18 protein-coding genes and 2 pseudogenes are annotated in these 26,510 nt (G+C 42.4%); 11 read left to right on the top strand and 9 right to left on the bottom strand.

What is annotated here, in order from left to right; genetic code table 11:
- The first annotated feature begins 438 nt into the window (after positions 1 to 438).
- Positions 439 to 996, top strand: a complete 558-nt coding sequence (locus LYNGBM3L_RS29300) for an ElyC/SanA/YdcF family protein (protein WP_008189968.1) — start codon at positions 439 to 441, stop codon at positions 994 to 996.
- Positions 997 to 1,122: 126 nt separating this feature from the next.
- Here the strand turns inward: LYNGBM3L_RS29300 and LYNGBM3L_RS29295 are convergent, their stop codons facing one another.
- The gene (locus tag LYNGBM3L_RS29295) at positions 1,123 to 2,514 is read right to left on the bottom strand and encodes a proton extrusion protein PcxA (RefSeq protein WP_008189967.1); all 1,392 of its coding nucleotides are present in this window, start codon (positions 2,512 to 2,514) and stop codon (positions 1,123 to 1,125) included.
- 90 nt (positions 2,515 to 2,604) lie between these two features.
- Between LYNGBM3L_RS29295 and LYNGBM3L_RS29290 the strand changes: the two genes are divergently transcribed.
- Entirely contained in the window at positions 2,605 to 4,872 is a 2,268-nt protein-coding gene (locus tag LYNGBM3L_RS29290; protein WP_008189965.1) for a hypothetical protein, read from the top strand.
- A 110-nt stretch (positions 4,873 to 4,982) separates the two neighbouring features.
- On the opposite strand, the pseudogene LYNGBM3L_RS29285 reads toward LYNGBM3L_RS29290, so the two are convergent.
- Positions 4,983 to 5,213, bottom strand: a pseudogene (locus tag LYNGBM3L_RS29285) (serine/threonine protein kinase); the annotation flags it as partial.
- A 76-nt stretch (positions 5,214 to 5,289) separates the two neighbouring features.
- On the opposite strand from LYNGBM3L_RS29285, the pseudogene LYNGBM3L_RS29280 reads away from it, so the two are divergent.
- Positions 5,290 to 6,134, top strand: a pseudogene (locus LYNGBM3L_RS29280) (IS630 family transposase).
- Here the strand turns inward: LYNGBM3L_RS29280 and LYNGBM3L_RS29275 are convergent.
- Both LYNGBM3L_RS29275 and cax read right to left on the bottom strand, forming a co-directional pair.
- On the bottom strand, positions 6,060 to 7,121 hold the full coding sequence (locus tag LYNGBM3L_RS29275; RefSeq protein WP_008189960.1) for a serine/threonine protein kinase: 1,062 nt from the start codon (positions 7,119 to 7,121) through the stop codon (positions 6,060 to 6,062). The pseudogene LYNGBM3L_RS29280 and the gene LYNGBM3L_RS29275 sit on opposite strands and share 75 nt — an antisense overlap.
- 329 nt (positions 7,122 to 7,450) lie before the next feature.
- Positions 7,451 to 8,569 (bottom strand): calcium/proton exchanger, encoded by a 1,119-nt coding sequence (gene cax / locus LYNGBM3L_RS29270; RefSeq protein WP_008189958.1) that lies wholly within the window; start codon positions 8,567 to 8,569, stop codon positions 7,451 to 7,453.
- An 861-nt stretch (positions 8,570 to 9,430) separates the two neighbouring features.
- Here cax and LYNGBM3L_RS29265 point away from each other — a divergent pair.
- Positions 9,431 to 12,136 carry a DUF3536 domain-containing protein gene (locus LYNGBM3L_RS29265; RefSeq protein ID WP_008189954.1) on the top strand — a complete coding sequence of 902 codons (2,706 nt, stop codon included), beginning with the start codon at positions 9,431 to 9,433 and terminating at the stop codon, positions 12,134 to 12,136.
- 66 nt (positions 12,137 to 12,202) lie between these two features.
- Here LYNGBM3L_RS29265 and LYNGBM3L_RS29260 read toward each other — a convergent pair whose 3' ends face one another.
- A complete protein-coding gene (locus tag LYNGBM3L_RS29260; RefSeq protein ID WP_008189952.1) occupies positions 12,203 to 12,988 on the bottom strand; it encodes a PEP-CTERM sorting domain-containing protein in 786 nt (261 codons plus the stop codon).
- Between the two features lie 992 nt (positions 12,989 to 13,980).
- Positions 13,981 to 14,613 carry a signal peptidase I gene (gene lepB / locus LYNGBM3L_RS29255; protein WP_008189949.1) on the bottom strand — a complete coding sequence of 211 codons (633 nt, stop codon included), beginning with the start codon at positions 14,611 to 14,613 and terminating at the stop codon, positions 13,981 to 13,983.
- A 160-nt stretch (positions 14,614 to 14,773) separates the two neighbouring features.
- Between lepB and LYNGBM3L_RS29250 the strand changes: the two genes are divergently transcribed.
- From LYNGBM3L_RS29250 to LYNGBM3L_RS29240, 3 genes are all read left to right on the top strand, one after another.
- On the top strand, positions 14,774 to 16,309 hold the full coding sequence (locus LYNGBM3L_RS29250) for an S-layer homology domain-containing protein (protein WP_008189948.1): 1,536 nt from the start codon (positions 14,774 to 14,776) through the stop codon (positions 16,307 to 16,309).
- A 903-nt stretch (positions 16,310 to 17,212) separates the two neighbouring features.
- On the top strand, positions 17,213 to 18,283 hold the full coding sequence (locus LYNGBM3L_RS29245) for an SGNH/GDSL hydrolase family protein (protein ID WP_008189944.1): 1,071 nt from the start codon (positions 17,213 to 17,215) through the stop codon (positions 18,281 to 18,283).
- 319 nt (positions 18,284 to 18,602) lie between these two features.
- Positions 18,603 to 19,670, top strand: coding sequence for a M42 family metallopeptidase (locus tag LYNGBM3L_RS29240; protein ID WP_008189942.1), 1,068 nt, complete (start codon positions 18,603 to 18,605; stop codon positions 19,668 to 19,670).
- 319 nt (positions 19,671 to 19,989) lie between these two features.
- Here the strand turns inward: LYNGBM3L_RS29240 and LYNGBM3L_RS29235 are convergent, their stop codons facing one another.
- Entirely contained in the window at positions 19,990 to 20,775 is a 786-nt protein-coding gene (locus LYNGBM3L_RS29235; RefSeq protein ID WP_008189940.1) for a Uma2 family endonuclease, read from the bottom strand.
- A gap of 323 nt (positions 20,776 to 21,098) precedes the next feature.
- On the opposite strand from LYNGBM3L_RS29235, the gene LYNGBM3L_RS29230 reads away from it, so the two are divergent.
- Both LYNGBM3L_RS29230 and LYNGBM3L_RS29225 read left to right on the top strand, forming a co-directional pair.
- Positions 21,099 to 22,382, top strand: a complete 1,284-nt coding sequence (locus LYNGBM3L_RS29230) for a glycosyltransferase (RefSeq protein WP_008189939.1) — start codon at positions 21,099 to 21,101, stop codon at positions 22,380 to 22,382.
- Positions 22,383 to 22,620: 238 nt separating this feature from the next.
- Positions 22,621 to 23,445, top strand: coding sequence for an FkbM family methyltransferase (locus tag LYNGBM3L_RS29225; protein WP_008189937.1), 825 nt, complete (start codon positions 22,621 to 22,623; stop codon positions 23,443 to 23,445).
- Between the two features lie 278 nt (positions 23,446 to 23,723).
- On the opposite strand, the gene LYNGBM3L_RS29220 is transcribed toward LYNGBM3L_RS29225, so the two are convergent.
- Both LYNGBM3L_RS29220 and LYNGBM3L_RS29215 read right to left on the bottom strand, forming a co-directional pair.
- Positions 23,724 to 24,164 (bottom strand): hypothetical protein, encoded by a 441-nt coding sequence (locus LYNGBM3L_RS29220; protein WP_008189935.1) that lies wholly within the window; start codon positions 24,162 to 24,164, stop codon positions 23,724 to 23,726.
- Positions 24,165 to 24,617 carry a GNAT family N-acetyltransferase gene (locus LYNGBM3L_RS29215; RefSeq protein WP_008189932.1) on the bottom strand — a complete coding sequence of 151 codons (453 nt, stop codon included), beginning with the start codon at positions 24,615 to 24,617 and terminating at the stop codon, positions 24,165 to 24,167. It abuts the gene before it with no gap.
- Positions 24,618 to 25,359: 742 nt separating this feature from the next.
- Between LYNGBM3L_RS29215 and LYNGBM3L_RS29210 the strand changes: the two genes are divergently transcribed.
- Together LYNGBM3L_RS29210 and LYNGBM3L_RS29205 are read left to right on the top strand one after the other, a co-directional pair.
- Positions 25,360 to 25,767 carry a hypothetical protein gene (locus LYNGBM3L_RS29210; protein ID WP_008189930.1) on the top strand — a complete coding sequence of 136 codons (408 nt, stop codon included), beginning with the start codon at positions 25,360 to 25,362 and terminating at the stop codon, positions 25,765 to 25,767.
- Positions 25,768 to 26,219: 452 nt separating this feature from the next.
- Entirely contained in the window at positions 26,220 to 26,462 is a 243-nt protein-coding gene (locus LYNGBM3L_RS29205) for a hypothetical protein (protein WP_008189927.1), read from the top strand.
- The last annotated feature ends 48 nt before the right edge of the window (positions 26,463 to 26,510 follow it).

Below are 26,510 nucleotides of genomic sequence, written 5' to 3'. Positions count from 1 at the left end.
GGCTGACAGCTGACGGCTGAATGCTTACAAACCTGTAGAGAATTAATAAGCTGCTAGTCATTAGTCAATTACCAAAAAACAATACTATAAACGAAGGAAGCAAGGGGACTGACTATAATCCTTTTTTAAATAATCCGGACAGATGGGACTTTGATTGGTAAGTAATAGAAAAGTGAGATGCTCTAGACCTTATTAGTCATCAGTGATTATTAGTCATCAGTGATTAGGTGACCACGGTTTTCTATACCGTAGACTATACCGTACATTAGTGACCACAATATCATTTATTTGTGGTTACTAATGACTAGTGACTATTGACGAGATAATTTTTCATTAAAAGTCCCAATCATGCGTTTAGTATGTAGGCGAAAACAGTGGGTTTTAACGGTTCAAGGATGGTTTGTGAATACTTTTTTGATTATTACTTGCAGTCTTTTTATGTTAACTCATATCCACCCATTTTTATCGATTAAGTCTCCGATTAACGCTGATGCATTAGTAGTAGAAGGATGGCTACCGGACTATGCCTTAAAAGGTGCCATCGAAGAATTTTATCGGGGTAATTATCAAAAATTGATCACCACCGGCCCTCCTCTGCGTAAAGGATATTATCTGTCAGAGTATAAAACCTATGCTGAACTGACTGCGGCAACGTGTATCGCACTGGGTGTTGAGCCAGATAAACTAGTTGCTGTTCCAGCACCAGATGTTAATGTCAATCGTACGTTAGCATCGGCTCAGGCGTTACGGGAGTGGCTATTAACCTCAGATAAATCAATCAAGTCTATTAATCTTTATTCATTTGATGTTCATACTCGCAGAAGTTGGATGCTATTTAAGCAAGTTCTTGCTCCTGAGGTTAAAGTTGGAGCAATAGCCGCTAACTCCCTTGACTATGAAGCAAAACAGTGGTGGGTTTCTAGTCAAGGAGTGCGGTCAATCATGTCTGAAACAATCGCTTATCTCTATGCTCAAGTTGTAAGTTGGAAAGTTTGAAGATTGCCAAAACTGCTATAGCAGTTGTGAATTGGGTGAGGGAGTAGGGAGTAGGGAATAGGGAACAGGGAACAGCGGATCTGGGAACAGAAACATTTTTTAACCTTTACTTCGACTGCTATATTATTATTCATTCATGGTGCGATAGGTAGCTACTGCTGAAGGAGATATCCGATTCAGATAGCGGAAAATCCAATATTTGATAACCGAATCCAAGATAACTGGAAATGTGGCAATGAACAAAAATATAAACTCTCGACTTTCTGGTATTCCTAAATGTCGGGATACGGCTTCTAGGATTACTTCCCAACCGTGGGGAGAGTGGAATCCTACAAACATATCGGTAAACAAAATAATGATAAACGCTTTGGCACTATCACTAAGTCCATAGATAATATCATCCATAAAAGATTTTAAAATAATTATATCTCGTTTGCTGTTCATGATAACTAAGGCAAAAGCAACTAGAGCTATAATGTCAGCAAAAATATTTTTAATGGCATTGGACCCTTGATTATGATAGTCTTCTGCCAGTTCATTAGCTTTATGCTTAATCTCTTCTTTCATCTCCTCCTCAGATAGTTTAGGAGTAAATCCCAGTAAGCTTCTAAAGTGGAGTTCTTCTTCAAATTTTTTTAACTCTATCAGAGCTTCTTCTTCCATCTCATAATTTAAAAAAATAGCTGATTCCTGGCTACTTCTAAAGTGTTCAACTATGGGACTAACTAAAAACGTTTTAGAAATTTGCTGAGTTAAAATAGGAACAATAGTTAAAATTAGGATAAATTTAATAGAGATTACGGTTTTACGTTGAGACCGACGAAAGGTTTTGACAACTTTCTCTTCGGCTCGTGGATCGAGTTCCTGCTGAATTCTTTTTACTGTCCCTACAATTGACCTAGGTAATACACCGGTTTTATCGGTTATTTTTTTGGAGTTAGCTCCTTGATTATTTCGAGATGAATTGTTGTCTGATTCCAAATAAGCAGCTTCTCTAAGATTGGAATTTTGCTTGACAACTTCTCTTGGACTGGCGTTAGTAATCTGATTATCTGGCTTTTGGTCTATGGGAATCAAGGCTGCGGTGGATTTTTCGGGTTTTGGTGGATCATACTTGTTGATAATTTCATCAATAAAATTTAATTTTTCAATAAGTATTGACTGCTGATCGCTGAGGTCGATTGACTCAGATAACCGAGAATTTTCCCTAGCTTGTTGTTGACTAGTTTCGAGAGGATTAGATCCAGTTAATTCAGAATTTATTATAACAGAACGACTGGTTTTAAATTCTGCTAGTCTAAGGTTGATAGTCTTTATATATTTATTAATTTCTGCCTCAAAATAGGCAATAACGCTGTTACTATATTGACTGGTATCGGCGGAGATTTTTTTACCTCCAAAATATTCATCTTCAATCGCTTGAATTTTTAGTGCCGCTTTGTATGCCTGATCCAAGGCTCTCTCTGGTGTATTGAAGAACCATTGTCTAGCTGTGCGTAAGATTGTTTGAAGATTCATTCAATTCTTTAGGTTCATACTCTGAACATCTCAGGGGTGCGCTCTTGCACCTAATTATTCCTAGAACTCTTACATCCTAGTTCATGTGGTATGATAACAAATTACCTAAAGAAAAATTCCGTGGTTCAAAATTCACTGTGGATAATTGGCTCAACTCGCACTGGCAAAACAACTCGCCTTGTGAGTCAGTTTTACCAATGGGTTGAAGGAGGACTGGATTGGTCAAACCCAAAGTCGAGTTCAAGATATCAAAGAACCCCCTCAAAAGCCCCAGGAATTTTGGTGTTTGCGGCTAATGACGATAATCGGCGTGAGTTGGCGGATCGGCTGACAGAGGTAATCCGGGGACGGTATCCCGTACTTTCCAAGACACCTTTAGGTTTTTTTCAAGATGAGGTAATGCTATTTTGGCCCTTGTTAATTGGGCGATTGGACTTCAAGGCACAGTTTCCGTTGCGATTGCGTCCTGAGACTGAGCAGGACTTAGCCACCCAGCACTGGCGTACTGACCTGGATAATGATCTACTACAACTGCCAGGGGGGAATGATTACACTAGAGTTCGTCGGCTCCTGGACTTGTTACAATTAGCAGCAGTGAGTGGGATACCTGTTGAAGACATTCCCCACATGTTAACGGTCGGGATTCCAGAGGAGGAAGGAAACCCGGAACTTTGGTCAACTGTGGGAAAGCTTTTGCTAGAGTGGCGAAGCTGGTGTCTAGAAAGGGGATTATTAACCTACGGGATTATTGCTGAACTGTATTGGCGGTATTTGTTGCCAGACCCCACTTATCAGCAGTATTTGCAGCAGCGCTATCAGGCAGTGCTGGCGGATGATGTGGATGACTATCCCGCGATCGCTCGGGATTTATTTGAGACTCTACTCAATCAAGGGGCTGTGGGAGCTTTTAGCTTTAATCCTAATGGACAGGTACGCTTGGGACTTAATGCTGACCCGAATTATCTAGCGGATTTGGCATCCCGTTGCTTGGTGGAAATCTTACCGGATTTATCTGTTGATGCTTTTCGAGATGAATTGGCAAACACAGTAGTGGAATTAATTAGTAATTCCATGTTTATTGAAGGTCTACCTGAGTCTATCCAATCGATTCAAACTACCTCCCGCGCTCAACTGTTGCAGCAAACGGCTGGGGTGATAAGTCAAGCGGTCAAGTCTGGGCAAGTGCAGCCTGGTGAAATTGCGATCATTGCTCCAGGTCTAGATGCGATCGCACGCTACACCTTAACGGAAATCCTGACTAAGGAAGGCATTGCCGTAGAACCCCTCAACGACCAGCGTCCATTAATTAGCTCACCGATGATTCAGGGATTACTAACCCTACTAGCGCTAGTGTATCCTGGCTTGGGACGGTTAGTGAATCGAGATGCGATCGCACAAATGTTGGTAGTACTCAGTAGCCAACCACAAGTACAGGAGTTGAAGGGTGAAAGGTTGAATGTTGAAAGGTTGAAGGTTGAAAGGTTGAATGTTGAAAGGTTGAAGGTTGAGGGTTCAAATCTGCAACCGGCAACCCTAATTGATCCTGTCCGTGCTGGTTTATTAGCGGATCACTGCTATGCTCCTGATCCTGAGCAACCTCGTCTGTTACCAGTGGAGTCGTTTCCTCGTTGGGATAGGTTAGGGCATCAGGCAACAACTGCCTACTCAGAGATTTTCCAATGGTTAGAACTACAGCGGGAGCAACAACAACAGGGTCTGATTCCTTCGTGCCTGGTAGTTTTCGACCGCGCCATTCAGAAATTTTTGTGGCATGGTTCTAATCTCGCCTATGACCAGCTAGCAGCACTGCGGGAACTGATGGAAACTGCTCAACACTACTGGGAAGTGAATGGACGACTGGGGAAAGAGTTGAAGGTGAATGATTCGAGCCAAACCAACCAACAACCGTCTAACCGTCAGCGTTCCACCCAAACTATCGCCCAATTCATTCTGATGCTACGTCGTGGCACCGTTACTGCTAATCCCTATCCTGTCCGCCGCCTACCCACAGCTACCAATGCCGTCACCCTTGCTACTATTTTCCAATACCGTGCCGCTCGCCGCTGCCACCGTTGGCAGTTTTGGTTAGATGCAGGTTCTTCCCTCTGGCTTAGTGGTGGTGCAGCTACCCTTTTCGGAGCTCATATATTTCTAAAGGAATGGTCTGGACGTCCTTGGACAGAGGAAGATAAAGTCCAAGCTGATCAACAGCGATTAGAGCGAATTTTGCGAGATTTATTCGGTAGAGTTACAGAGCGGGTTTACTTGTGTCATAGCGAATTAGCGGTTAGTGGCACAGAGCAGAATGGTCCGCTATTGTCATTGATACATACGGCGATAAATACTGCTGTTTCTTAACAATTGCACTGGTATGTTTTTGTTAGAAGTATATGGCATGTTTGAGTTCAAGTTTGCCCAGGGTGAAGCAGCAAGGTAGATCGTTTAGGTATTAATTTACGTATTAAAAATTAAAAACCAGAGACCAAGCCCAAGACAAATATCCACAACATCAGGCTCACTGGTGCGCCAAAGAGAATCCCCACGATTGCCCACCCTCTTTGGTGAGCTTTGAAGTGTTCAATACTCCGCCAGCGACGACTTTTCCAAGCCCATTCATTGCCCTTGGCACCGAGCGCGATCGCCATAAACCAACCCAATTGAGGCACCCATGCTATCAGTCCAATCCAAACATTATTCGTCATATAGTTGTTTCAATTAAGGATAAGACGGTGATGAGGTAAAATGAAAAGGGTATATTTTCAATAACTGACAGCAATGCCATACAGTCTAGATTTCAGAAAAAAAGTAATAAACTATATAGAAAAAGGTGGAAAAATTACAGAGGCAGCGAAAGTATTTGGGATAGGAAGAGCGACAATATACAAGTGGTTGAATCGTTCCGAACTAAAGGCTAATAAAGTAGAACGTCGTCAAAGAAAGCTAGATTGGAAAGCCTTAGAACAAGATGTCAAAGAAAATCCAGATGCTAAATTAATAGAGAGAGCCAAAAAATTTGGAGTGCGCCCAAGTGCAATATTATACGCACTCAAAAAAATGAAAATAACTCGTAAAAAAAAAGAACTTCGTTATCGGGAAAGAGATAGGAAAGAAAGAATAAAGTATTTAAGAGCATTAAGAGAATTAATAAAAATATCTGGAATTAAAAGCCTTGTATTCATTGATGAGTCGGGGTTTGACAAAATACAGTCATGCCTTTATGGATGGTCAAAAAAAGGGAAAAAACTGTATGGTGAACAAACAGGAAAACGAATAAAAAGAGAAAATTTAGTAGCAGGAAGAAGGAAGAAATCAAAAGATTTAATAGCCCCTTGTTTAGTGGTAGTCTTAATGCAGAAGTATTTGAAGGATGGTTAAGCCAATATTTATTAGCCTCATTAACAATTCCTTCAGTATTAATTATGGATAATGCACCAATTCATAGAAAAAATGCAATTAGAGAATTAGTAGAGTCAGCCGGTCATCAAGTATTATTTTTGCCGAAATACTCTCCAGATTTCAATGATATAGAGCATGATTTTAGTGCTTTAAAGAGAGCCAGAATGTATACTTCTATAGACACTTCTCTGGATGAAGTAATTCGTGAATATTGTGCTTCTTAGTGTCTCCTCCTTATTTAAAATAACTATAGGCCAAAACCCAGGTATCAAAAAAGCTCCCCAGTTCCAGCCTTTGATTTCATCTGGTACGGGTACTCGATCATCCAATACACCCCCTTGACCTGAATTATTTACAAAATTGCTTCGGGGGAGTTTGATCAGTTTGTTGCTTTTGGGAGTATTGAGTGTCATGCCCAACTCTAGGGCTAGAATTGCTTCAGACGCACTTTTGAAGCGTTGCTCTGGAGCCGGTTCTGTCAGCTTCTGAATCCAGCTAATCAGGTTAGCACTGAGGTTGACTTGGTCTTTAAAGCAAATGCGCAAATTCCGCTGGGGCAAGTCAGCGGGTGCAGTCCTGGTGAGCAAATGAATCAACGTCGCCCCTAAGCCATACAAATCCGATGCTGGTACTGCCCTACCACCAAACTGTTCCATGGGGGCGTAACCATAGGTTCCCACTACCGTAAATGTCGCGCCCTCTTGGGATGCCCGATCCTGCACTGACCCGAAATCGATGACATAAATCTGCCCATCATCCCCTAAAATTAGATTGCTAGGCTTAATATCTCGGTGCAGTACGGCTGGATTCAGCTGATGGAGAAATTCAATAATTTTCAGCACATCCACAGCGATTTGGCGCACTTCCCCTTCTGTAAATCGTTTACCTTGATTTAGTTGTTCCTTGAGGGAGGAGCCAGGGATATAGTTGTGTACCAAGCCAAACCAGAGTACTCGGTCATCAATGTTAAAATAATCAAGATACTTGGGAATCCGGGGATGATTGAGCTGTTTAAGCACCTGTGCTTCTCGCTCAAAGAGTTTTAAATCGTCCCAATTAACGTCACCACCAAATGCCAGCAGTTTAACAACTACCAATTCTGGAGGTGACACTCCTAGATCCTCAGCTAGCCAAGTTTGTCGTCCAGCATTATGTCCCAGTTGTTGCTTGAGTTGATAGCGCTCATGTAATATCTGTTCGGCTTCCAGCATCTCGGCTTAATGTCCTCAGGGGCTCATCCATCCCATCAGCGTGCTCGGTTAATCTCAAGCTAGATGGGTGGATGAAGGGCAAAGGGCAAAGGCTAAAGGGGTGGATTAGATGATTATTTTTCTTACCAATCAATTTGTCTTACAAATCAAACCGATTTATCATTGACATTCGACCCCTCTAGCTTTAATATAGCCAGATTTTTCTGGGATAACAGGGATGTTGACAAGTTTATTCACTTGAAATTTGCCTTCCCGTAGCTACGACCGGGCGAGCATCCCTTTGTTCATCATCACCTTCAACGGTCAAACTCTACACACTAGGCGTTAACTCAACCCAATCCTTCAACCACTGGATGGAAGTAAAACGCTAGTCCTAAGACGACATAAGCTGCTAATAGCAAAACTCCTTCGAGCCAGTTGGACTTACCATCAGAACTAATTGAATTAGTAATCAACACAGCTACGGCTACTGCTACCAATTCAAAGGGATTAAAATCCAAATCCATGGGCTGACCCATAAACCACCCAGCTAGCACTAACACTGGGGCAACAAATAGGGCAATTTGCAGACTAGACCCTACGGCTACCGAAACTGAGAGATCCATCTTATTCTTCATGGCGACAGTTACCGCAGTGGCGTGTTCTGCTGCATTACCAACTACGGGGAGTAAAATTACTCCGGTAAACAGGGCTGTTAGTCCTAACTGTGATGTGGCAGATTCCAAGCTATCCACCAAAAGTTCTGATTCTAGAGCTACTAGCAGGGTAACCACTACCAAGACTCCTACCCACAACAAAATATTAGGTTGATGTTTAGATTCGGAACTGGCAATTTCACCGTGATCTGTTTCTTCTAACTCCATTTCCGCCATGCCTACATCAAACAGATAGGTGTGGGTTTTCATGGAAAATAACAGAGTTAGCCCATAAACCAGAATTAAAACCAGGGCAACTGCTACTGAAAGCTGTTGTAATGTAGATTGAGGAATACCAATAGATGTGGTATCCATTGCTGTCGGTAGCAACATGGCAATCACCGCTAGGTTCATTGAAGAGGCATTCACCCGCGCCACAATGGGCTGAAACTCCTGTTCTTTGTAACGCAATCCACCCAGCAGCATCGCAAATCCCATCACTAGGAGTAGGTTACCGATGATGGAGCCAGTGATGGTCGCTTTAACCACTTCTACTAACCCAGCATTGAGGGCAATTAGGGCAATGATTAATTCTGTAGCATTGCCAAAGGTGGCATTTAATAGCCCTCCTAGGTTTGGACCGAGCACCACAGCAATTTCTTCTGTGGCTGTTCCCATCCATGCTGCTAAAGGAATAATTGCTAAGCAAGAGGTAATGAAGATAACTGCCGAGTTCCACTCTAGAAATTCAGCGGCTACTGAAATGGGAATAAACACTAGCAAAATTGACAAAATTTGGTTTTTGGTGAGCATTTAGGTTTCTTTACCTCAAAAGAATTACTATGAGGACTTACGCATTTGCCCCCGTTGGTCTCCCAATTCTGGGGGACTTTGACATCATTACCCGCCCCATAATTGGGGTGCTAGCGGGGCGAAATCAACTTAACCGCGTAAGTCCTGACTATTCTAGTTAGTTTCAGGGACTAGGGCAGTATTACAAGGGGCTTGGTCAATCCCTCTTCCCATCCCCCCGTCTCCCTAAGCTGTCACGCCCCTAAGCTGTCACGCACTTAATTTTTGGGTTGAGACTGATGGGGAAATGGGGAGATACGGAGGTGGGCAGATGGTTTGACGGTTTCTTTGATATAGCAGTCGCCAGGGTAATTAGGACATGACAAAAGTCTCAAACTACAGTTTGGCTTGAGTTTAACTTCTGACTTCTGACTTCTGACTTCTGCTATAACATGAACAAATTCAATTTACATGGGTGTTAGCCGATCAACTGATATACACAAATTAGATAGTCAAGTACCTTACTCTGTCCCTGGTGTGCTCAATAAAGCTTTTCAGAACTCAACGATTCCTCAAGCGCATCAGTCCTAGGGTATATTTTTTAACCATAGAAATTTGCTATGATCTGGTGAAGATTGATAAGATTACCGCAATTTGCATAAACTGATTGGAGTTACTTGAATTAAACCTTGCGGTTGAATTAATCATTGTGTTAAGCATTTAACGTTTGTCCCAACTATCCGCTGTCCCAACTATCCGCTACTTTTGTTCGTTACTGCCAAACCAGTATAAGTTTGCTCAAGGGTATTCGCGCTCCGGGTCCCAAACATGAAGTTATCGGGTTGGGTGAGCTGTGTTGCTGTTTTTTGAATGCATATTCCCATGACTTCAGTAGCTGAACTGCTAGTGTTACAAGCTGAGGAAATAAAGTCCACTGCTAAGTCCACTGCCAAGATCAAACACTACTCGACGCTCAACAACGACCCCCTAGATCCTGCCACAGGTGTCTATATTACTATCCACGGTCATTTCTACCAACCGCCTCGGGAAAACCCTGATCTAGATACGATTGAGCGTCAGCCTACTGCTGCTCCGTTTCATGACTGGAACGAACGGATTTACTATGAGTGCTACCGCCCCAATGCCTTTGCTAGGGTATTAAATGACCAAGGAGAAGTAATAGATATTGTCAATAACTATGAGTATTTGAGCTTCAATATTGGTCCAACGTTAATGTCCTGGCTGGAAAATTACGATGTGGAAGTGTATCAGCGGATTCTGGAAGCGGACAAGAAGAGTTGCGATCGCTTAAATGGTCACGGAAATGCGATCGCTCAAGTGTACAACCACATCATCCTTCCCTTAGCCAATGAACGGGACAAATACACCCAAATCCGTTGGGGAAAAGCGGACTTCCGTTCCCGCTTTGGTCGTGAACCCGAAGGGATGTGGCTGGCGGAAACGGCAGTAGACTATCCCACCTTGGAAGCATTGGTAGCAGAAGATATTCGCTTTATTATCCTAGCCCCTGCCCAAGCTCAACGTTGCCGCCCAATTCCCACTGAACTCACCAGTGAACACAATAGTAATTCTCCATGGCAGGAAGTGGGAGGTGCTCAGATTGACCCTACTCGGCCTTACCGTTGCTTCCTCAAAAATGGCAAATTTATTGATATCTTTTTCTATGATGGCCCAATCTCCAGAGATATGGGCTTCAATGATTTACTCAGCAGTACTGAACACTTCGCCAAGCGTTTGGGTCAAGCAGTACGTGGGGATCATCGCAGTGCCCAGTTGATTGCTGTGGCAACGGATGGGGAAACCTTTGGCCATCACAAAACAGGCACTGAGAAGTGTATTGCCTACGCTTTTACCCATGAGTTTCCCCAGCGCAACTGGACAGTAACCAACTTTGCCCACTACCTTAGCTTTAATCCGCCCACCTGGGAAGTGGTACTGAAGCCAGTAACAGCCTGGAGTTGCTCCCATGGGGTTGACCGTTGGCAAGATGATTGTGGCTGTGGTGGTGGCGGGAAGTGGTACCAAACGTGGCGTCGTCCCCTGCGGAATGCCCTGGATTGGTTACGGGATGAATTGATTCAGGTATATCAAGAGACTGCTAGCCAATTCTTCCATGACCCTTGGCTAGCCCGGGATGAGTATATCCAAGTGGTTCAGAACCGTTCCCCAGCCAATGTGGAAAGTTTTCTGGAGCGTCATAGTACTCACCCACTGGCTCAAGCCCAACAAGTGGATGCCTTACGACTCCTGGAAATGCAGCGTCATGCTCTGCTGATGTATACCAGTTGTGGTTGGTTTTTTGAGGAAATCTCCCGTCCAGAAGGGGTTCAGATTCTGCGGTATGCTGCCCGTGCTATCGAGTTAGCTGGTGATGTTGCTAAAGTCCAACTGCAAGAAGAATTTATCCAACGCCTTGCTCTAGCACCCAGTAATGTGGAATGCTTTAAAACTGGTGACCAGATTTATCGCCAACTAGTGGTGTCAGCCCACGTTAGCTGGAAGCAAGTAGTAGCAGACTATGCCATTACTTCCCTATTTAACAACTATTCCCAAGAAGACAAAATCTACTGTTACTATGCCCATCAGCAATATTACCAGCTAAAACGAATCGGGGCATTAACCCTAGCTGTGGGACAGTTACAATTGGTTTCTGAAATAACTAGGGAAAGTGATGATTTTGTGTTTGCCTTGCTATACCTAGGTGGTTGGGACTTCCACTGCTGTATTCAACCCCTTGCTGAATGTCGAGGCTACCGCCAGCGGTTGGACACATTATTTAATGCCCTAGACCAAGGCAGTGCAGCCCACACAATTTTGGTAATGAATCAGCTGTTTGGGCAGCAACATTTTAATTTGCAGCATCTGTTTGCTGAAGAGCGACACCGGATTATGCAGCTGTTGAGCCAGGAAACCTTGACCCGTTTGGATCAGCTCTATACCCAGGTTTATCGGGATAACTATAGAGCCTTGATGGCTTTCCATCAGGGTGGGTTATCTGTTCCCAAGGAGTTGCAAGTAGCAGCAGAAATTGCTATATCCAATCAGTGTATTACTGTGATTAGGGCATTAGATAGTGATAGCAGTGATCAGCAGGTGGTATGGAGTAGCTTGGCAGAGTTAGAAGCGATCGCAATAGCAGCGAATCATCTCCACTGTCAGTTGAATACCCTAGAAGTCAAGCAAACCTTAGAAAAGTTAATTTTGCGTACGCTCTGGCAAATTCTTTACGATAGCAACCCAGAGGAAGTGGAAGTCGATATTCAACGGCTAGACAAAATGATTGATCTAGGCAATCAGCTCAATCTAAGCTTATCCTTAGATCGTTGCCAAGAACTTTACTTGCAGTACTTACATAACCAACTTTTGCCTCAGCTGATCCAAAGCCAAGACTTAAAGAAAGATAGTAAAGATAGTGATAGCAATGGCAGCTATCCCTGGCTATGTAACATGTGTACCTCCAGTGCTTCCCTTAGTACTTCACTTTCCCCAAGCCCCCTACTCAAGTTGGGTCAAACCTTAGCAGTGGATCTCAGTGGTTGGGTAACCAATCTACCCTCACCAGGGTAGGAGAGTGTAGGTTGGTTACCGTGAATCATCAACAGTTAACTATAGCTTTTAACTATAGCGTTGCTATTACAGTTTGTGATTAGAGAGCACACTGGCACCAAAGGCTCCTACTGCTAGCAGACTTAGCACCGACATCGGTTCAGGAACAGTAGTCTTAGAAACAGCTGCTGCTCCAAAGATCCTATTAATACCCCCGAAGGCGACATTTTGACTAAAAGTACCTGCTCCTGTGGTTGGATCGATGGTGATCTGTTGTCGATCAGCTGTGTAACCGAACAAGGTTCCATTTTCAAAGAACAAGCCAAATATATCCCTAAAGCCGATACTACCAATCTCAGTAGCTGTACCGTCATTAGCGATAGAGAACAAGATGTCAGAGCTGCCGTCAACAGAGAGTGATGTGGCAAAAAATTGATTATTTACAGAATCGAATGCTATGTCGCCACTGCTGTTGAAGTTAGGAATTGTAGCCACTAATGATGCAGCACCACTAGAGGTATCAATAGTATAAAAACTATCATCTCCAGCGCCGTAAAGCACGTTATCATCATCAGAAAACCCTAAAGCATTTATAAACGCAAAAAGGTAGCCAATTAGGGAGGATAAACCCGTGCTTTTATCAATACTATACAAAGCGCTGGGAGTGACACCAAATAGCTCCCCACTATTTGATAAAGCTATATCAAAAAAGGGGATACCGTCGCTGTTCAATGGTGTGAATTTTCCGGTTGAAGTATCGATTTTTCCAACTTGTCCATTGGAAGTAGAGAGGAAGGATGCCGCCTGAGCTGTTCCTATTGTTCCTAGGCTAAAAACTACTGCCCCAGCCATAGCTATTGGTAATTTTTTCATGATAGTTTTATGCTGCAACTCTTAGATGTAGACAGTGACCTTACTCTGAAATTTGATATCAAGTCCGTTTGATTCCCTGGTTTATAGTCGGCTTTTTTGTGCCCTTTTTCCTTGAATACTCTTGTTTTAGACAATACTGATGCTACCGGACTTGATATCAATAAACTACTCCAAAGTAAGATCAGTAAATCCTAAGCATTAAGCTATCAGCCGTCAGCGGTCAGCCTAATGCTTAAAATAAACCTCAAACGGTAGAATTTAAGCATTCGAGATTTTAGAGAATTCAAAGTCTGGGGAAAAGCCCATCAGCCCAAGACTATGAATCCTTGGCAGCAGCTGAAAGCTGAAAGCTGACGGCTGAATGCTTATAGTAAACCTACAAACGAGAAAATTATTTACCTTTTGCTTATGTTTATATTCATTAAATTTAACTAGATTTTTCTCTCTCCGAAACTATGAATCGGTAGGATTCACAAAATCATTATTTTATTGAATTATAAGTTTTGCTTATAATAATTAATAACTATTGATAAATGATTGCTAAACTTTAATACTTAACTATAGCGCTTACTTAGAAAGTAAGCCCTGATGTCGATTAAATTTAGCTTTGTGCTCTCAAGGCTTTAAAACATTAGCTTGAACAGCGACATCGTTAGTTGAGCTAAATTATATAGCAGTCGAAGTAAAGCTTAAGACATCTTCTGCTCTCTGCTCCCTGCTCCGAAGTCCCTTTCAACCAAAAGACTATGTCCTAAACTATACTTCCCTTGCTATATAGGTTTACCATCTAATTCCCATCAGCCCTAAGTAGTAAAATTGATTAGTTAAACTTATAGTAAGTTACGAAATCCGTAGAGGGCTTAAGTTCACACAACCTTAATATTAGTAATGGGTAATGGGTAATGGGTAATGGTAATTACTGCCGTCAGCTGACAGCTGACAGCTGACGGCTGAATACTTACGTACCTCACCCAATTGAAAACTGCTATAGTTCAGATCGAACCAAGGTCACTAAGTGGCCAAAAACGGAAACAGGCACGACCAATGACTTTGTCTTTACCTAGAAAACCCCAAACATGGGAATCGTTGCTATTGTTGCGGTTGTCTCCCATCACAAATAGCTGATCTTCTGGCACCTGCACCAGCCCCATCTGATAATGGGGAGGTTGGGCAATGTAGTCCTCCTCTAGAGGAGTACCGTTGCGATAAACTTTGCCATCTTTGACTTGAACCGTATCACCCGATGTGCCAATCACCCGCTTGATGAAAGCTTGGTCTTTTGAGTAACCCAAAATTTGTAATTGTGGCGGTAGTTCAAACACAATAATGTCACCGACTCTTGGGGTATGGAAACGGTAAGAGATTTTTTCGACCACTAAGCGATCGCCTACTCCCAACGTCGGGTACATGGAATCCGAGGGAATGTAGCGAGGTTCTGCCACAAATACTCGAATCAATAGAGCTAAGGCTAGTGCGATCGCAATAATTTGGAAATTTTCCTGTACTTGCTTCCAAAATGGCGTGCCACCCTTGTCCGGTTGTTGACCCTGAGCATCTGCTTGCTGCTCCTGAACAGATTCAGAAGATTCACTCGGTGCTGCTAATTTCTTTTTCTGTGCATCCATACAAGATTTAAATTGACATTTAAATTGACAATACTCGGTATTTTGGCCTAGCCCTTGCCCTAAACATCTTTCCTAGTTTGGCAACTCAGCCAGGATAACATGCTTGATTGCCCTTTTGTGAATTTGCGTTAGTTTAAAAGGTAACTACTGTTGTTGGACAATGCCCGTGCTGTTTCCACACTCTGTCCTACGTGCAAGTTTAGCGGTTTGTCTTCTCGGTTTGTTGAGTGCCTGCGCCAACACTAACCTAGGTAACGCTTTGCAGCGGTCTTTGGGAGCAGACCCCAAACTGAAAGATAACCCACCCAAAAACTTGAGTGGGCCATCTCCGAATAAGCCTCAAAGTACTCCCCAGAAACAGAAGTCAGTACCGTTGCCAGAAGACTTCCCCACTGAGATTCCCCGTTATCAAGAAGCAACCTTGGAACAAGTGGAACCCCTCAAAGATGCTGCTGGTCCAGGTAAGCTGACGATTTGGTCATCCCCTGACCCAATTAATTTAATTCAGAACTTTTACCAAAAGACCTTTGAGTCGGGAGGCTGGCAAGTCCTCGACCAGCCAGAGGATCAAGATGGTGGCACATTCATCGTCCGTCGTAATGACTTGGATGTTACCCTTTCGATTCCTGCTCGTGGCACTACTGGCAAATCCACTGCTGCCTCTTCATCAAAGCCCCCAGCGGTTGCTACCAACAGCAGTGTGACTACATTTGATATTCAGTACGTCCGGGATGGTAAGGATACCAAAGCTGAGAAACCACAACCATCCCAGAAACCACAACCATCCCAGAAACCAACACAAGCTCAAAAACCAACACAAGCTCAAAAACCAACACAACCTGAGAAACCAACACAACCCCAGAAACCAACACAAGCTCAAAAACCAACACAACCTGAGAAACCACAACCACCCTCTGAGGTCGCCAGTAAGCCAGCTAAGGTCAGGTCAGGACAACCAGAGAAATTTACTGACTTGGATAAAGTCCCCCGAGATTTGCGTAAGTATGTGGCAGATTTGGCAAAATTGGGAGTCTTAACGCCAGACACGACTAACCCAAAAACTAATACTGATAGTCAAGGTATTCAGTTTGCCCCGAATCAAACCATAAACCGCCGTCAGTACGCCCGTTGGCTAATGGATGCCAATAATCGAATCTATGCTAATCGTCCAGGATTGCAAATCCGTTTAGCATCCAACACTACTCAACCTGCATTTCAGGATGTGCCTCGTACGGATCCTGATTTTCCCTATATTCAGGGATTAGCTGATGCTGGATTAATTCCTAGTCCCCTCAGTGGCGATTCTACCGCAGTATTGTTTCGTCCAGATGCACCGTTGACTAGGGAAAATCTGATGTTGTGGAAAGTGCCTCTCGATACTCGTAAAGCCTTGCCCAAAGCCTCTATTGAAGCAGTGAAAGAAACCTGGGGCTTCAAAGATACCGCTGAAATTGACCCGAAAGCATTGCGAGCCGTCTTAGCTGATTTCCGAAATGGCGATTTGGCAAACATTCGCCGAGTTTTTGGTTATACAATATTGTTTCAGCCTAAAAAACCAGTCACCCGTGCTGAAGCAGGAGCAGCGCTTTGGTATTTCGGTTCTCAGGGTGAAGGGCAATCTGCCCAAGAAGCACTGTTTCTTAAACCTCAAACCAGTCAGCCATCAGGGGCACCAAAAGCTACACCATCGAATTAGGTGCATACAAAACGTAAGCATTCAGCTATCAGCTATCAGCTATTAGCTATCAGCTATTAGCATTCAGCTATCAGCTATCAGCTATCAGCTATCAGCTATCAGCTATCAGCTATCAGCTATCAGCTATCAGCTATCAGCTATCAGCTATCAGCTATCAGCTATCAGCTATCAGCTATCAGCTATCAGCTATCAGCTATCAGCTATCAGCTATCAGCTATCAGCTATCAGCTATCAGCTATCAGCTATCAGCTATCAGCTATCAGCTATCAGCTATCAGCTATCAGCTATCAGTTATCAGCTATCAGTTATCAGCTATCAGCTATCAGCTATCAGCTATCAGCTATCAGCTATCAGCTATCAGCTATCAGCTATCAGCTATCAGCTATCAGCTATCAGCTATCAGCTATCAGCTATCAGCTATCAGCTATCAGCTATCAGCTATCAGCTATCAGCTATCAGCTATCAGCTATCAGCTTATGGGTTACTTGAGGTGCTACTGTTCGCGCAGCTTGTGCGTAGCGCAATCGGTGCTTTTAGGTGCGCACCTTTGAATAAAATAAGCTGATAGCTGACCGCTGAGGGCTGAATGCTCACTAAAAAACAGTTGAAAACAGCTTTTAGTTGTGCTTAAGCACAATTCCTAACAGGTATTGTCATTGGTTAGTAATTAGTGGTGATTGGTAAAGTGTGTCAATGCCAGACATGATATCAAGTCCGGTTAATCACGTCTAAAATGGTTGATCCGATGCCTGTGAATTTTGAATTTTGAATTTTGAATTTTGAATTGCTAATTGCTTATGGTTAGTTAATTTTCAAGGTTCAATTTACTATCAACCAAGAAGGATAAGTATTAAATCGGACATGATCTGAGATAATTATCTGCAATTAAGGTAAAAAACTATCATGAAGACACAAATTGCTGCTACAGGATTAGTCTTTTTCTCTTTAATGTTGCCCCTCAAGGCAAATGCTATCGAGTTGTTTAGCAAGATGTATATCTTTGGAGACAGCCTCTCTGATCAAGGCAATTTATTCAATGCCACCGCAGAGCGAATTCCCCCCAGTCCACCTTATTTTGAGGGACGTTTTTCCAATGGTCCCAACTGGGTGGATTATCTCGCAGGGGATTTGGAATTAAACCCCACTCTGTTTACCACTATTGGCTCAGGTGCTATCCCGACTGTTGGCATTAACTTCGCTTTTGGTGGTTCTACTACAGGCACTGGACAAACTGCCCCTGTTACCTCCTCTGGATTGGTAGTTTTACCAGGATTGCAACCACAGATTGATGCCTTTACTGTTCCCCTGATACAAGCCGGTCAGTCGGCTGACCCAGATGCTCTGTATATAGTGTGGGCTGGTGCTAATGATTATCTACCCAACCAAGGCAGTTTTGAACCATTTACAGAAACTGACACCACTCTGGCAAATTTGTCAGATGCACTGCAAGACCTGACTGAGGTTGGGGCTAAGAATATTATGGTAGTTAACTTGCCAGATTTGGGCAATACGCCCATTGCTCTGGGAGTTGATGGGCGTGTTCCTGGTACTAGCGATGCCCTCAACACTTTGACAGAAGACCATAACTCTGGTTTGTCTGAACTACTCGATCAATTCAGTCAGACTCCCGACTCAGATGTCAATATCATCCCGGTTGATGTTAATTCTATATTTAGGGAAATTCTGGCTCAGCCGACGGAATTTGGTTTCACCAATGTAACTAGTCCTTGTTTGAATATACCAGCACAATTTGTATGTGAGAATCCCGAGGAGTTTTTCTTCTGGGATTTACAACATCCAACTACTGGTGTTTATCGAATCATTGCGGATTTAGCCCTGTCAGCATTGAACGATCCAAACCCAGATAATAACAATTCACACCCAGCTAATGTTCCTGAACCAGCAACGGCTTTAGGTCTATTCGCCTTGGGGGCTTTAGGGATAGGTTCTAAGGGAATCAGGAAGAAGGAATAGGGGATAGGGAATCGGGAATAGGGAATTTAGAATTTAGAATTTAGAATCGGGAATCGGGAATTGGGAATCGGGAATCGGGAATCGGGAATCGGGAAAGACAGGGGAGTGTGGGAGGTGTGGGAAGTGTGGGGAGTTTGGGGAGTTTGTTATTAAGGGTAATTATCTCGATATGATATCAGATGAGCAACTGGCTCCCCAAGACAGCTTAGGTGCGCTTGACCCGTAATTAAATTCGCCACGGGTCGCACCTCTGCATCGCTTTTCGTCAATTCTTCTTCCCTGTTCCCTGTTCCCTGTTCCCTGTTCCCTATTCCCAACAATGACTAACAATTACGACCAACTGTTCAAAACCATAGAAGAGTTAGTTATGCACCATTCCCCCAGTGGTGCGGAAGAGGAAATTGACCAATTGTTACTGCATCGGTTTCAAGCTTTAGGGGTGGAAACTTGGCAGGATCGGGCTGGAAATGTCATTGCGAAAATCCCTGGTAAGGATGCTGGTGCTAGTCCCATTGCGATTACTGCTCATAAAGATGAAATTGGTGCCATTGTTAAACGGATTGCTGAAGCAGGACGGGTGGAAGTGCGCCGGTTGGGGGGTTCTTTTCCTTGGGTTTATGGTGAGGGTGTGGTGGATCTGTTGGGGGATAACTATACCATTAGTGGTATTCTATCTTTTGGCTCACGTCATGTTTCCCATGAATCTCCCCAAAAAGCGTTGCAGGATGATGCTCCTCTACGTTGGCAAGATGCCTGGATTGAAACGAAATGTAGTGCTACAGAATTGGCAGAGGCTGGGGTGCGTCCAGGGACTCGTATGGTGGTTGGTAAACATCGTAAGAGACCTGTGCGGCTTAAGGATTATATTGCTAGCTATACTCTGGATAATAAAGCATCCATCGCGATTTTGCTAACCTTAGCCCAACGGTTGAAAACTCCCGCAGTTGATACTTATTTGGTGGCATCAGCAAAGGAGGAAGTAGGGGCAATTGGGGCTTTGTATTTTACTCAGAATCAATCTCTAGATGCTTTGATTGCTCTGGAAATTTGTCCGTTGTCTGCGGAGTATCCCATCGAAGATGGACCAGCACCAGTGTTGCTCTCTCAAGATAATTATGGCATCTACGATGAAGGGCTAAATCGGGAATTGCAACAAGCGGCAGACAGTTGTGAGGTCCCGATTCAGTTAGCTGTTATTGATGGTTTTGGCTCTGATGCTTCCATCGCCATGAAGTTTGGTCATGTTGCTCGCGCTGCTTGCTTGAGTTTTCCTACCCAAAATACCCATGGTTTTGAAATTTCTCATTTGGGTGCGATCGCAAATTGTATCGAGATTCTTGAAACCTATATTTCCTCAGTGATCAAGAATGAAGAATTTAGAATTTAGAATTTAGAATTTAGAATTTAGAATTTAGAATTTAGAATTTAGAATTTAGAATTTAGAATTGAATTCTACCTTCTGCCTTCTACCTTCTGCCTTCTACCTTCTACCTTCTACCTTCTACCTTCTTCCTTCTACATTCTACATTCTACATTCTACATTCTTCCTTCTACCTTCTACCTTCTACCTTCTACCTTCTACCTTCTACCTTCTACCTTCTACCTTCTACCTTCTACCTTCTACCTTCTACCTTCTACATTCTTCATTCTTCATTCTACCTTCTACCTTCTACATTCTTAGTAGGGTTATATCCAAATGGTGGGGTTCATAGCTCGAACTGTTCTGGATCTATGCCCTTTGCTTTTAATTGCTCTAGCAAGGCTTGCAAGGAAGCTTCTGCTTGCTCTGCCCGTTGACGTTCCTGTTCTTTTTCGAGTCTTTCAAGCTCTAAAGCTTCCTCCGCTTGGTCTGCCCGTTGGCGTTCTTGTTCTTTTGCTAGCCTTTCGAGCTCTGCCTGTTGTTGAGCAAGTTCTTTGAGCTCAATAATTTCCAAATACGTAGCAAAAGGCTCGCCATTGGGATAATACAGCACCAAGTCCGAGCCTACTAACTCAAAGGTAATTCCTAAACGGGGACTAACCCAACCCAGCATCTGGGGGATTGGTTCTAGTTTTTCGGCTGAACGCAACCAGCCTTTTAGTTTTGTCCGATTTGGATCAAAAAGATAGTACTCTTCTACTTGATGGTTCTGGTAAAACTTGAGTTTATCCTCTTCTAATTCCTTGATGGTATTCGTTAATGAGGCTATTTCAAATACTACCTGGGGATTCATGTTATCTTCAACCCAGGTTTTGTAGGAACGCCGATGCCCTTTCGGTCTACCCACAACCACCATCACATCCGGGGCTTGATTGATTTTGGGTTTTCCAAGTTCTGGATACCACAACAAATCCCCGGCAACGAATACATTGGGGTCATCTTTGAATAGGGCTTCCAGGCCATACTTAATGGTAGTAATTAGTTCAAATTGAAGGGTATTGTCCGCCAAGGGTTTGCCGTCACTTTCGGGATATAAGATGTCATCGGTGCTGGGAGTAAGCTGCTGAACCATAGGAAATACTGTTACCAGAGCTGATCATCCTATTCTATCTTACTAATTTAGAATTTAGAATTTAGAATTTAGAATTTATAATTGAAGTCTGTATCCTAAATTCTACCTTCTACCTTCTACCTTCTACCTTCTACCTTCTACCTTCTACCTTCTACCTTCTACCTTCTACCTTCTACATTCTACATTCTACATTCTACATTCTACTGCTTAGACAAGTCTCGGTACCTATTCATCCCTTAGCAAGCCAGTTTATGTTAAATTTGAGTTGACTTTTGGCTTAAGTCCCATTAAATCGGGGTAACGTCTTTTACTGAGCAACTATCATGACTCATTTTGGCATCATTTGTCCTGCTGCTTCTGGTCATCTTAACCCTATGACTACGTTAGGTTACGAACTGAAACAGCGTGGTCATCGCGTCACTGTATTCGGCATTGAAGACGCTCAACCAAAAGCTCTAGCTGCAGGATTAGAATTTCAGCTGATTGGCAAGTCGGATTTTCCCAAAGGAGCCACAAAAGACTTATTTACTCAACTAGGTAATCTCAGTGGATTTAAGGCATTCCAGTATACAATCAATTGGATTGTCAATGTAGCAAAAATGTCTCTTCGGGATGCTCCAGACGTAATTAAAGCAGCAGATATAGAGCTGTTATTAGTAGATCAAGCTTCTCCAGCAGGAGGAACTATCGCTGAGTATCTAGACATTCCTTTTGTAACTGTATGCAGTGCCTTAATGTTCAATCGGGAAATGAGCGTTCCTCCCTTTAGCATGTCCTGGAATTATGACCCTTCATGGCGGGGAGTTCTACGCAACCGAGTGGGTTATGAACTGTTTAATATTATAGGTGAATCCCTGAAAAAAGTTATTAATTATCATCGTAAGCATTGGAATTTATCTACCTATAATAATGCCAATCAATACTCTTCACAGTTGGCTCAAATTAGTCAACAGCCTGCTGAATTAGAATTTCCTAGAAAAGAACTACCGTCTTGTTTTCATTTCACAGGATCTTATAGTAACCCAGCGAGTCGAGAAGCTGCACCTTTCCCTTATGAAAAATTAACTGGACAACCACTGATTTATGCTTCTATGGGAACGTTACAAAATCGGCTTCTGTGGATTTTCCAAATGATTGCAGACGCTTGTGTGGGATTGGATGCTCAATTAGTCATTGCTTTAGGTGGGGGTGCTAGTCCAGAATCTTTACCAGAATTGCCAGGAAATACCTTAGTTGTTGGCTATGCACCTCAATTAGAACTATTACAAAAAGCGACCCTTACCATCACTCACGCCGGAATGAATACTACCCTAGAATCTTTGAGTAATGGAGTACCAATGGTCGCTATTCCCATTACCAACGATCAACCTGGAGTGGCGGCGCGGATCGCTTGGACAGGAACAGGAGAGGTCATACCTTTGAAAAAAATGAGCCTGGAAAAGCTACAAAAGGCTATCAAACTGGTCTTAACGGAAGATTCCTATAAAAAGAATGCCTTGAGGCTACAAGAGGCAATTATACGAGCAGGGGGAGTGAGTCGAGCGGCTGATATTGTAGAACAAGTGGTGCATACAGGTAAACCAGTTTTGGCTTCAACAAAACAATAATAGAATTATTACAAGGAATAATTTTATGTCTAAATCCCTTATGGGGAGAACCTTTAACTATTAAAGTAGTACAAATGAACGGATAACTTCAGTCCAGAAAATGAAAATATGGTCAATTTGCGACTGTATATTGGCTGAGCTCATTGGCATCAAAGCCTTATAGAGTCATCTTTTTAGAGATCATGTCACCCCCTCAGTCACTACCTAATCAAATTTATTAACACATGGTTCTATCCTTATGCCAACTAGAATTCAGGAAACTAAGCTTCCCAATGGAATGAAAATATTTTGCCTGCGGGAAGAAGAAGTACCAGTTCTGTACGAACAGATTCAAGACTACATTAAATATGGAATTGAGCTGCACGAAAGTGATATCATATTTGATGTAGGAGCTAACATTGGTTTGTTTGCCTTATGGGCATATCAAAATTGTAATAAAAATGTTAGTATTTATGCTTTTGAACCTATTCCAGCCATTTTTAATGTACTACAGGCTAACGCTCAACGCTTTGATTCAGATAAAATTAAAGTCTTTTCCTGTGGACTTTCTCAGGAATCCAAGAGTATAACATTCGCTTATAATCCCAACGCTACCATGTTATCCACTGCATATCAAGAGGATTTTACTGAGCTAAAAAAGCAACTGAAGCAGGCTGTTATTCGCAATATTAAATACGCCCCTAAAGCCTTTCGTTGGCTTCGTTGGTTTCCTTTGTTTGTGCGATCAATGTTCATCCAAAATAGCATAGAAAAAGCTTTTAAAATCGAGCGGGTAACTTGCCAGTTAAAAACTGTCTCAGAGATTATAAGGGAACACAAGCTCGAACAGATTGATTTGCTTAAGATAGATGTAGAGAAAAGTGAGTTGGATGTACTTTTAGGCATCGAAGCTCAGGATTGGCAAAAGATCAAGCAAATTGTTGTTGAAGTTCACGACCTAGAGCATCGACTCCAAAAAATTACGAATTTGCTCAAAGAACACGGCTTTAGCGAAATTCAAGTCCAACAGGAACCTATTTTACATGGTTCTAATCTTTTCAATCTGTATGCCTGGCGAGGATAATACTGAGTTGCTTAGGGTGCGTGATAAGACGGGCGAGCCCTAATTTTTCGCCTCAACGCCCGGGTTGGGACAGTCCGCCTGGGAATTGTAACGGGCAAGATGCCCGTTCCACCCCTGATGCCCGTTCCACCCCTGATACCCATTCCACCCACCGGATCAAACAGCAACAATGAGATGCACCCAAGAAATTAACCCGGTTTGAAAGAAGAGCGATATAGCAGTCGCCAGGGCAGTTAGGACATGACAAAAGTCTCACACCCTTTGTAAGCGCAAGAGTTTTACTTCTGACTTCTGACTTCTGACTTCTGACTTCTGCTATATATCCCTATTTCACCTTGATTTATTTTTTGAAAAGCAGCTTGGGAAAGAGCATCGCCGAAACTATCATTCAACGGAAAAAGACCTTTAACCACTGACTTACCTAAAGAATAGGCTAATTTACATAATTCACAGAGAAGCTCTGTTAAGATTTCTGGCTCTCCATGAAGATAACCAATATAAAAATCTTCCTCTGAAATTTCCGAGTAACTTTGAATAGCTATACCTCGTAAACGTTCATTTTGTATTAATCCGAAAACTTTTCCAGCAATCAAACACTCTTTTAATAACTCAGGAGTAAGGGTTTGACATTTGCCAATATTTTCTGTGTACAAACTTTGTTTATGATCTAATAAATTTTCTCTAACTACCAAAGACCAAATATCATCAAAGTTTTTCAATTATAATTTAAACAATTTGTTGATTTTTGAAGCCAAAATATTAGCTTTATATATACTATAATTAGCGATTTTGTTATCTCCTCGACGAGAGACAATTTTCAACATTATTTCATTGTCAGACAAGACACAGTAACGTAATATAGGAATATTGACTTGAGATAAATAATTATTTATATGTGAATCTAATAATTTAGATAAACCTCGCCTTCGATAGCGACGATCTACTCTCAAAGAACTTCGCCAAGCTTCCTGTTTTGACAAAATAACTACTTGCTGCATTGCCACAGGGATATCATCAAGAGTAACTACAAAAACTTTATTTTCAGGATTGTTAATCCGTTTATCCAACACTAAGTGCATGTAATCTTTTTGATGTTCCCAGGTATATTGACAGAATGCCAAGATAGGTTCTACATCTGAAATTTGAGCTAAGCGAATCTGGAATTCAGTCATCTATCCTTATGCTGTGGGTGTCTTTACAGGTTCGGTGCGTTACGCTGGAGCGATCGCTATCCCGGCTTTTTGCCACCGATAAAACCATGTTCCCACGATGCACCCACTTTCCATAGTGTTCTGGTCACCTCTCCCAGGGCTGATTACTTAAGTTGACTCGATTCATTAATGCACTCTGCCATCGCTTATTGTTTAGGATACAACCAGTTTGACAACACGCCCTAGTCCCAGGTCCGTAAACTGACTATTTATAATTAATTTACAATTTAAACCTAGGGAAATGCGATCGCATTTTGAGCAGATACCCACCAACAAATACCTTAGTGCTAGCGTGCTTCTCTGTGTGTTTGTTGGCGGTAAATCTGTAAGTTGATTAATATCAAAGCCGCTTTATCAATAGGTTATTAACAATCTTGTTAATTTATCATAACATCAAACAATCCTCCAAGCTCTTTCCTACTGCTCCCTGCTCCTTGCTCCCTGCTCCCTAAAATATAATCCAAAAATACATCATAAAATTGATATTTGTTATATATCAAACCCCCAAGCTAATCAATTTTTAAATTTGTAAAAAAATGTTGCAAAAATCTAAAAATATCCTTGACATTTGCCAATTTATTAGTAATAATAAAAATGTCCGAGATTTCGATAATATTTCTGGACAAAAAGCCGCGCTTTGTGCGTCAACCAAGAAGCGCGGCTTATGTCCCCAGTCACAAGCTATGTGTGAGGTAATTACATCATGCCAACAAATCGCTCAAATGACCATCTGAATCATCTAATTAACTGCCAGCGAGCCCTAGACCGCCTTGCCCAAATTGCCAGGAGCCAATCCACATGGGAACATTCAATTCCTGGTCCCATCACCGAGCGAGAAGAAATCTTGATCTACCTATACAGCAACTGCCGACTGTCCATGACCCCCCAGGAGTTTTACTGGAAATGGCAAGTTAAGCAAGAAGATATTGCTAACATCTGCTCCCGCTCAACTTACGCTGTCAACAGCTGGCTAGCCCAAGGTGCTCGCTATAAAACTCCCTCTTCCGATTCCTTGCATCATCTGGCCTTAATGGATTTTCTCTTAGAAAATTTCGAGGCCATTCCAAAGGAGTTATTAAATCAGCTCTGTTCTAAAGTTAAAAGTTGTTAGAATTAAGAATGTAGAATGTAGAATTAAGAATGTAGAATGCAGAATTAAGAATTGAGAATTTAGAATTTAGAATGGAGAAGGCTGAAGGCTGAAGGCTGAAGGCTGAAGGCTGAAGGCTGAAGGCTGAAGGCTGAAGGTATAATGTATAATGTATAATGTATAAAGAATAATGTATAAAGAATAATACCTAATGTATAATTCTTAATTCTTAATTCTCAATTCTTAATTCTTAATTCTCAATTCTTAATTCTTAATTCTACATTCTCAATTCTTCATGGGGAACTTTCCCTCCGCAGATTCGTCAAAGCCGCCAAAGCTACGATATTCTACACTCAGAGACTTTCCTGATCTGAGCCATCAATCTGGGAAATATCCTGATCTGAGCCATCAATCTGGGAAAAATGTATATATGAATCGAGTTGGAATTAGCAGAGAACCCACGGAGTCCACTTATGAAACGTTACAAAATTCTCTCCCTTCTGGGGATAACAGCAGTATCGACAATCACTGCTAGTCAGGTTTTAGCTATGGATACAGCTTCCTGGAACTTAATCACCGAACCTGACTCTACTAGCAATAGTCTATTGGAGGATGTTTCATTCCTTGAATACACTATATTTGATAACGCTGCTAGCGCTAGAGAGCCCGGAGAGGAAGAGCCTGTACCACCAAGCCGCGAAACGTCACGATGGTGAGTTAGGTAGAGTCTGCCTCACCCAGAGCTTGATCATATATAGCAGTTC

Source organism: Moorena producens 3L, assembly GCF_000211815.1.
Lineage (GTDB): Bacteria > Cyanobacteriota > Cyanobacteriia > Cyanobacteriales > Coleofasciculaceae > Moorena > Moorena producens.
Note: the sequence above shows the minus strand (reverse complement) of the source record. Positions and strands in the feature narration are given on the sequence as shown.

Coding starts and splice junctions, on each gene's coding strand:
- lepB (WP_008189949.1), bottom strand. CDS start 14,613: ATGGATGCACAGAAAAAGAAATTAGCAGCACCGAGTGAATCTTCTGAA.
- LYNGBM3L_RS29295 (WP_008189967.1), bottom strand. CDS start 2,514: ATGAATCTTCAAACAATCTTACGCACAGCTAGACAATGGTTCTTCAAT.
- LYNGBM3L_RS29215 (WP_008189932.1), bottom strand. CDS start 24,617: ATGACTGAATTCCAGATTCGCTTAGCTCAAATTTCAGATGTAGAACCT.
- LYNGBM3L_RS29290 (WP_008189965.1), top strand. CDS start 2,605: ATGATAACAAATTACCTAAAGAAAAATTCCGTGGTTCAAAATTCACTG.
- LYNGBM3L_RS29265 (WP_008189954.1), top strand. CDS start 9,431: ATGACTTCAGTAGCTGAACTGCTAGTGTTACAAGCTGAGGAAATAAAG.
- LYNGBM3L_RS29240 (WP_008189942.1), top strand. CDS start 18,603: ATGACTAACAATTACGACCAACTGTTCAAAACCATAGAAGAGTTAGTT.
- LYNGBM3L_RS29275 (WP_008189960.1), bottom strand. CDS start 7,121: ATGCTGGAAGCCGAACAGATATTACATGAGCGCTATCAACTCAAGCAA.
- LYNGBM3L_RS29205 (WP_008189927.1), top strand. CDS start 26,220: ATGAAACGTTACAAAATTCTCTCCCTTCTGGGGATAACAGCAGTATCG.
- LYNGBM3L_RS29235 (WP_008189940.1), bottom strand. CDS start 20,775: ATGGTTCAGCAGCTTACTCCCAGCACCGATGACATCTTATATCCCGAA.
- LYNGBM3L_RS29210 (WP_008189930.1), top strand. CDS start 25,360: ATGCCAACAAATCGCTCAAATGACCATCTGAATCATCTAATTAACTGC.
- LYNGBM3L_RS29260 (WP_008189952.1), bottom strand. CDS start 12,988: ATGAAAAAATTACCAATAGCTATGGCTGGGGCAGTAGTTTTTAGCCTA.
- LYNGBM3L_RS29225 (WP_008189937.1), top strand. CDS start 22,621: ATGCCAACTAGAATTCAGGAAACTAAGCTTCCCAATGGAATGAAAATA.
- LYNGBM3L_RS29250 (WP_008189948.1), top strand. CDS start 14,774: ATGCCCGTGCTGTTTCCACACTCTGTCCTACGTGCAAGTTTAGCGGTT.
- LYNGBM3L_RS29245 (WP_008189944.1), top strand. CDS start 17,213: ATGAAGACACAAATTGCTGCTACAGGATTAGTCTTTTTCTCTTTAATG.
- LYNGBM3L_RS29230 (WP_008189939.1), top strand. CDS start 21,099: ATGACTCATTTTGGCATCATTTGTCCTGCTGCTTCTGGTCATCTTAAC.
- cax (WP_008189958.1), bottom strand. CDS start 8,569: ATGCTCACCAAAAACCAAATTTTGTCAATTTTGCTAGTGTTTATTCCC.
- LYNGBM3L_RS29300 (WP_008189968.1), top strand. CDS start 439: ATGTTAACTCATATCCACCCATTTTTATCGATTAAGTCTCCGATTAAC.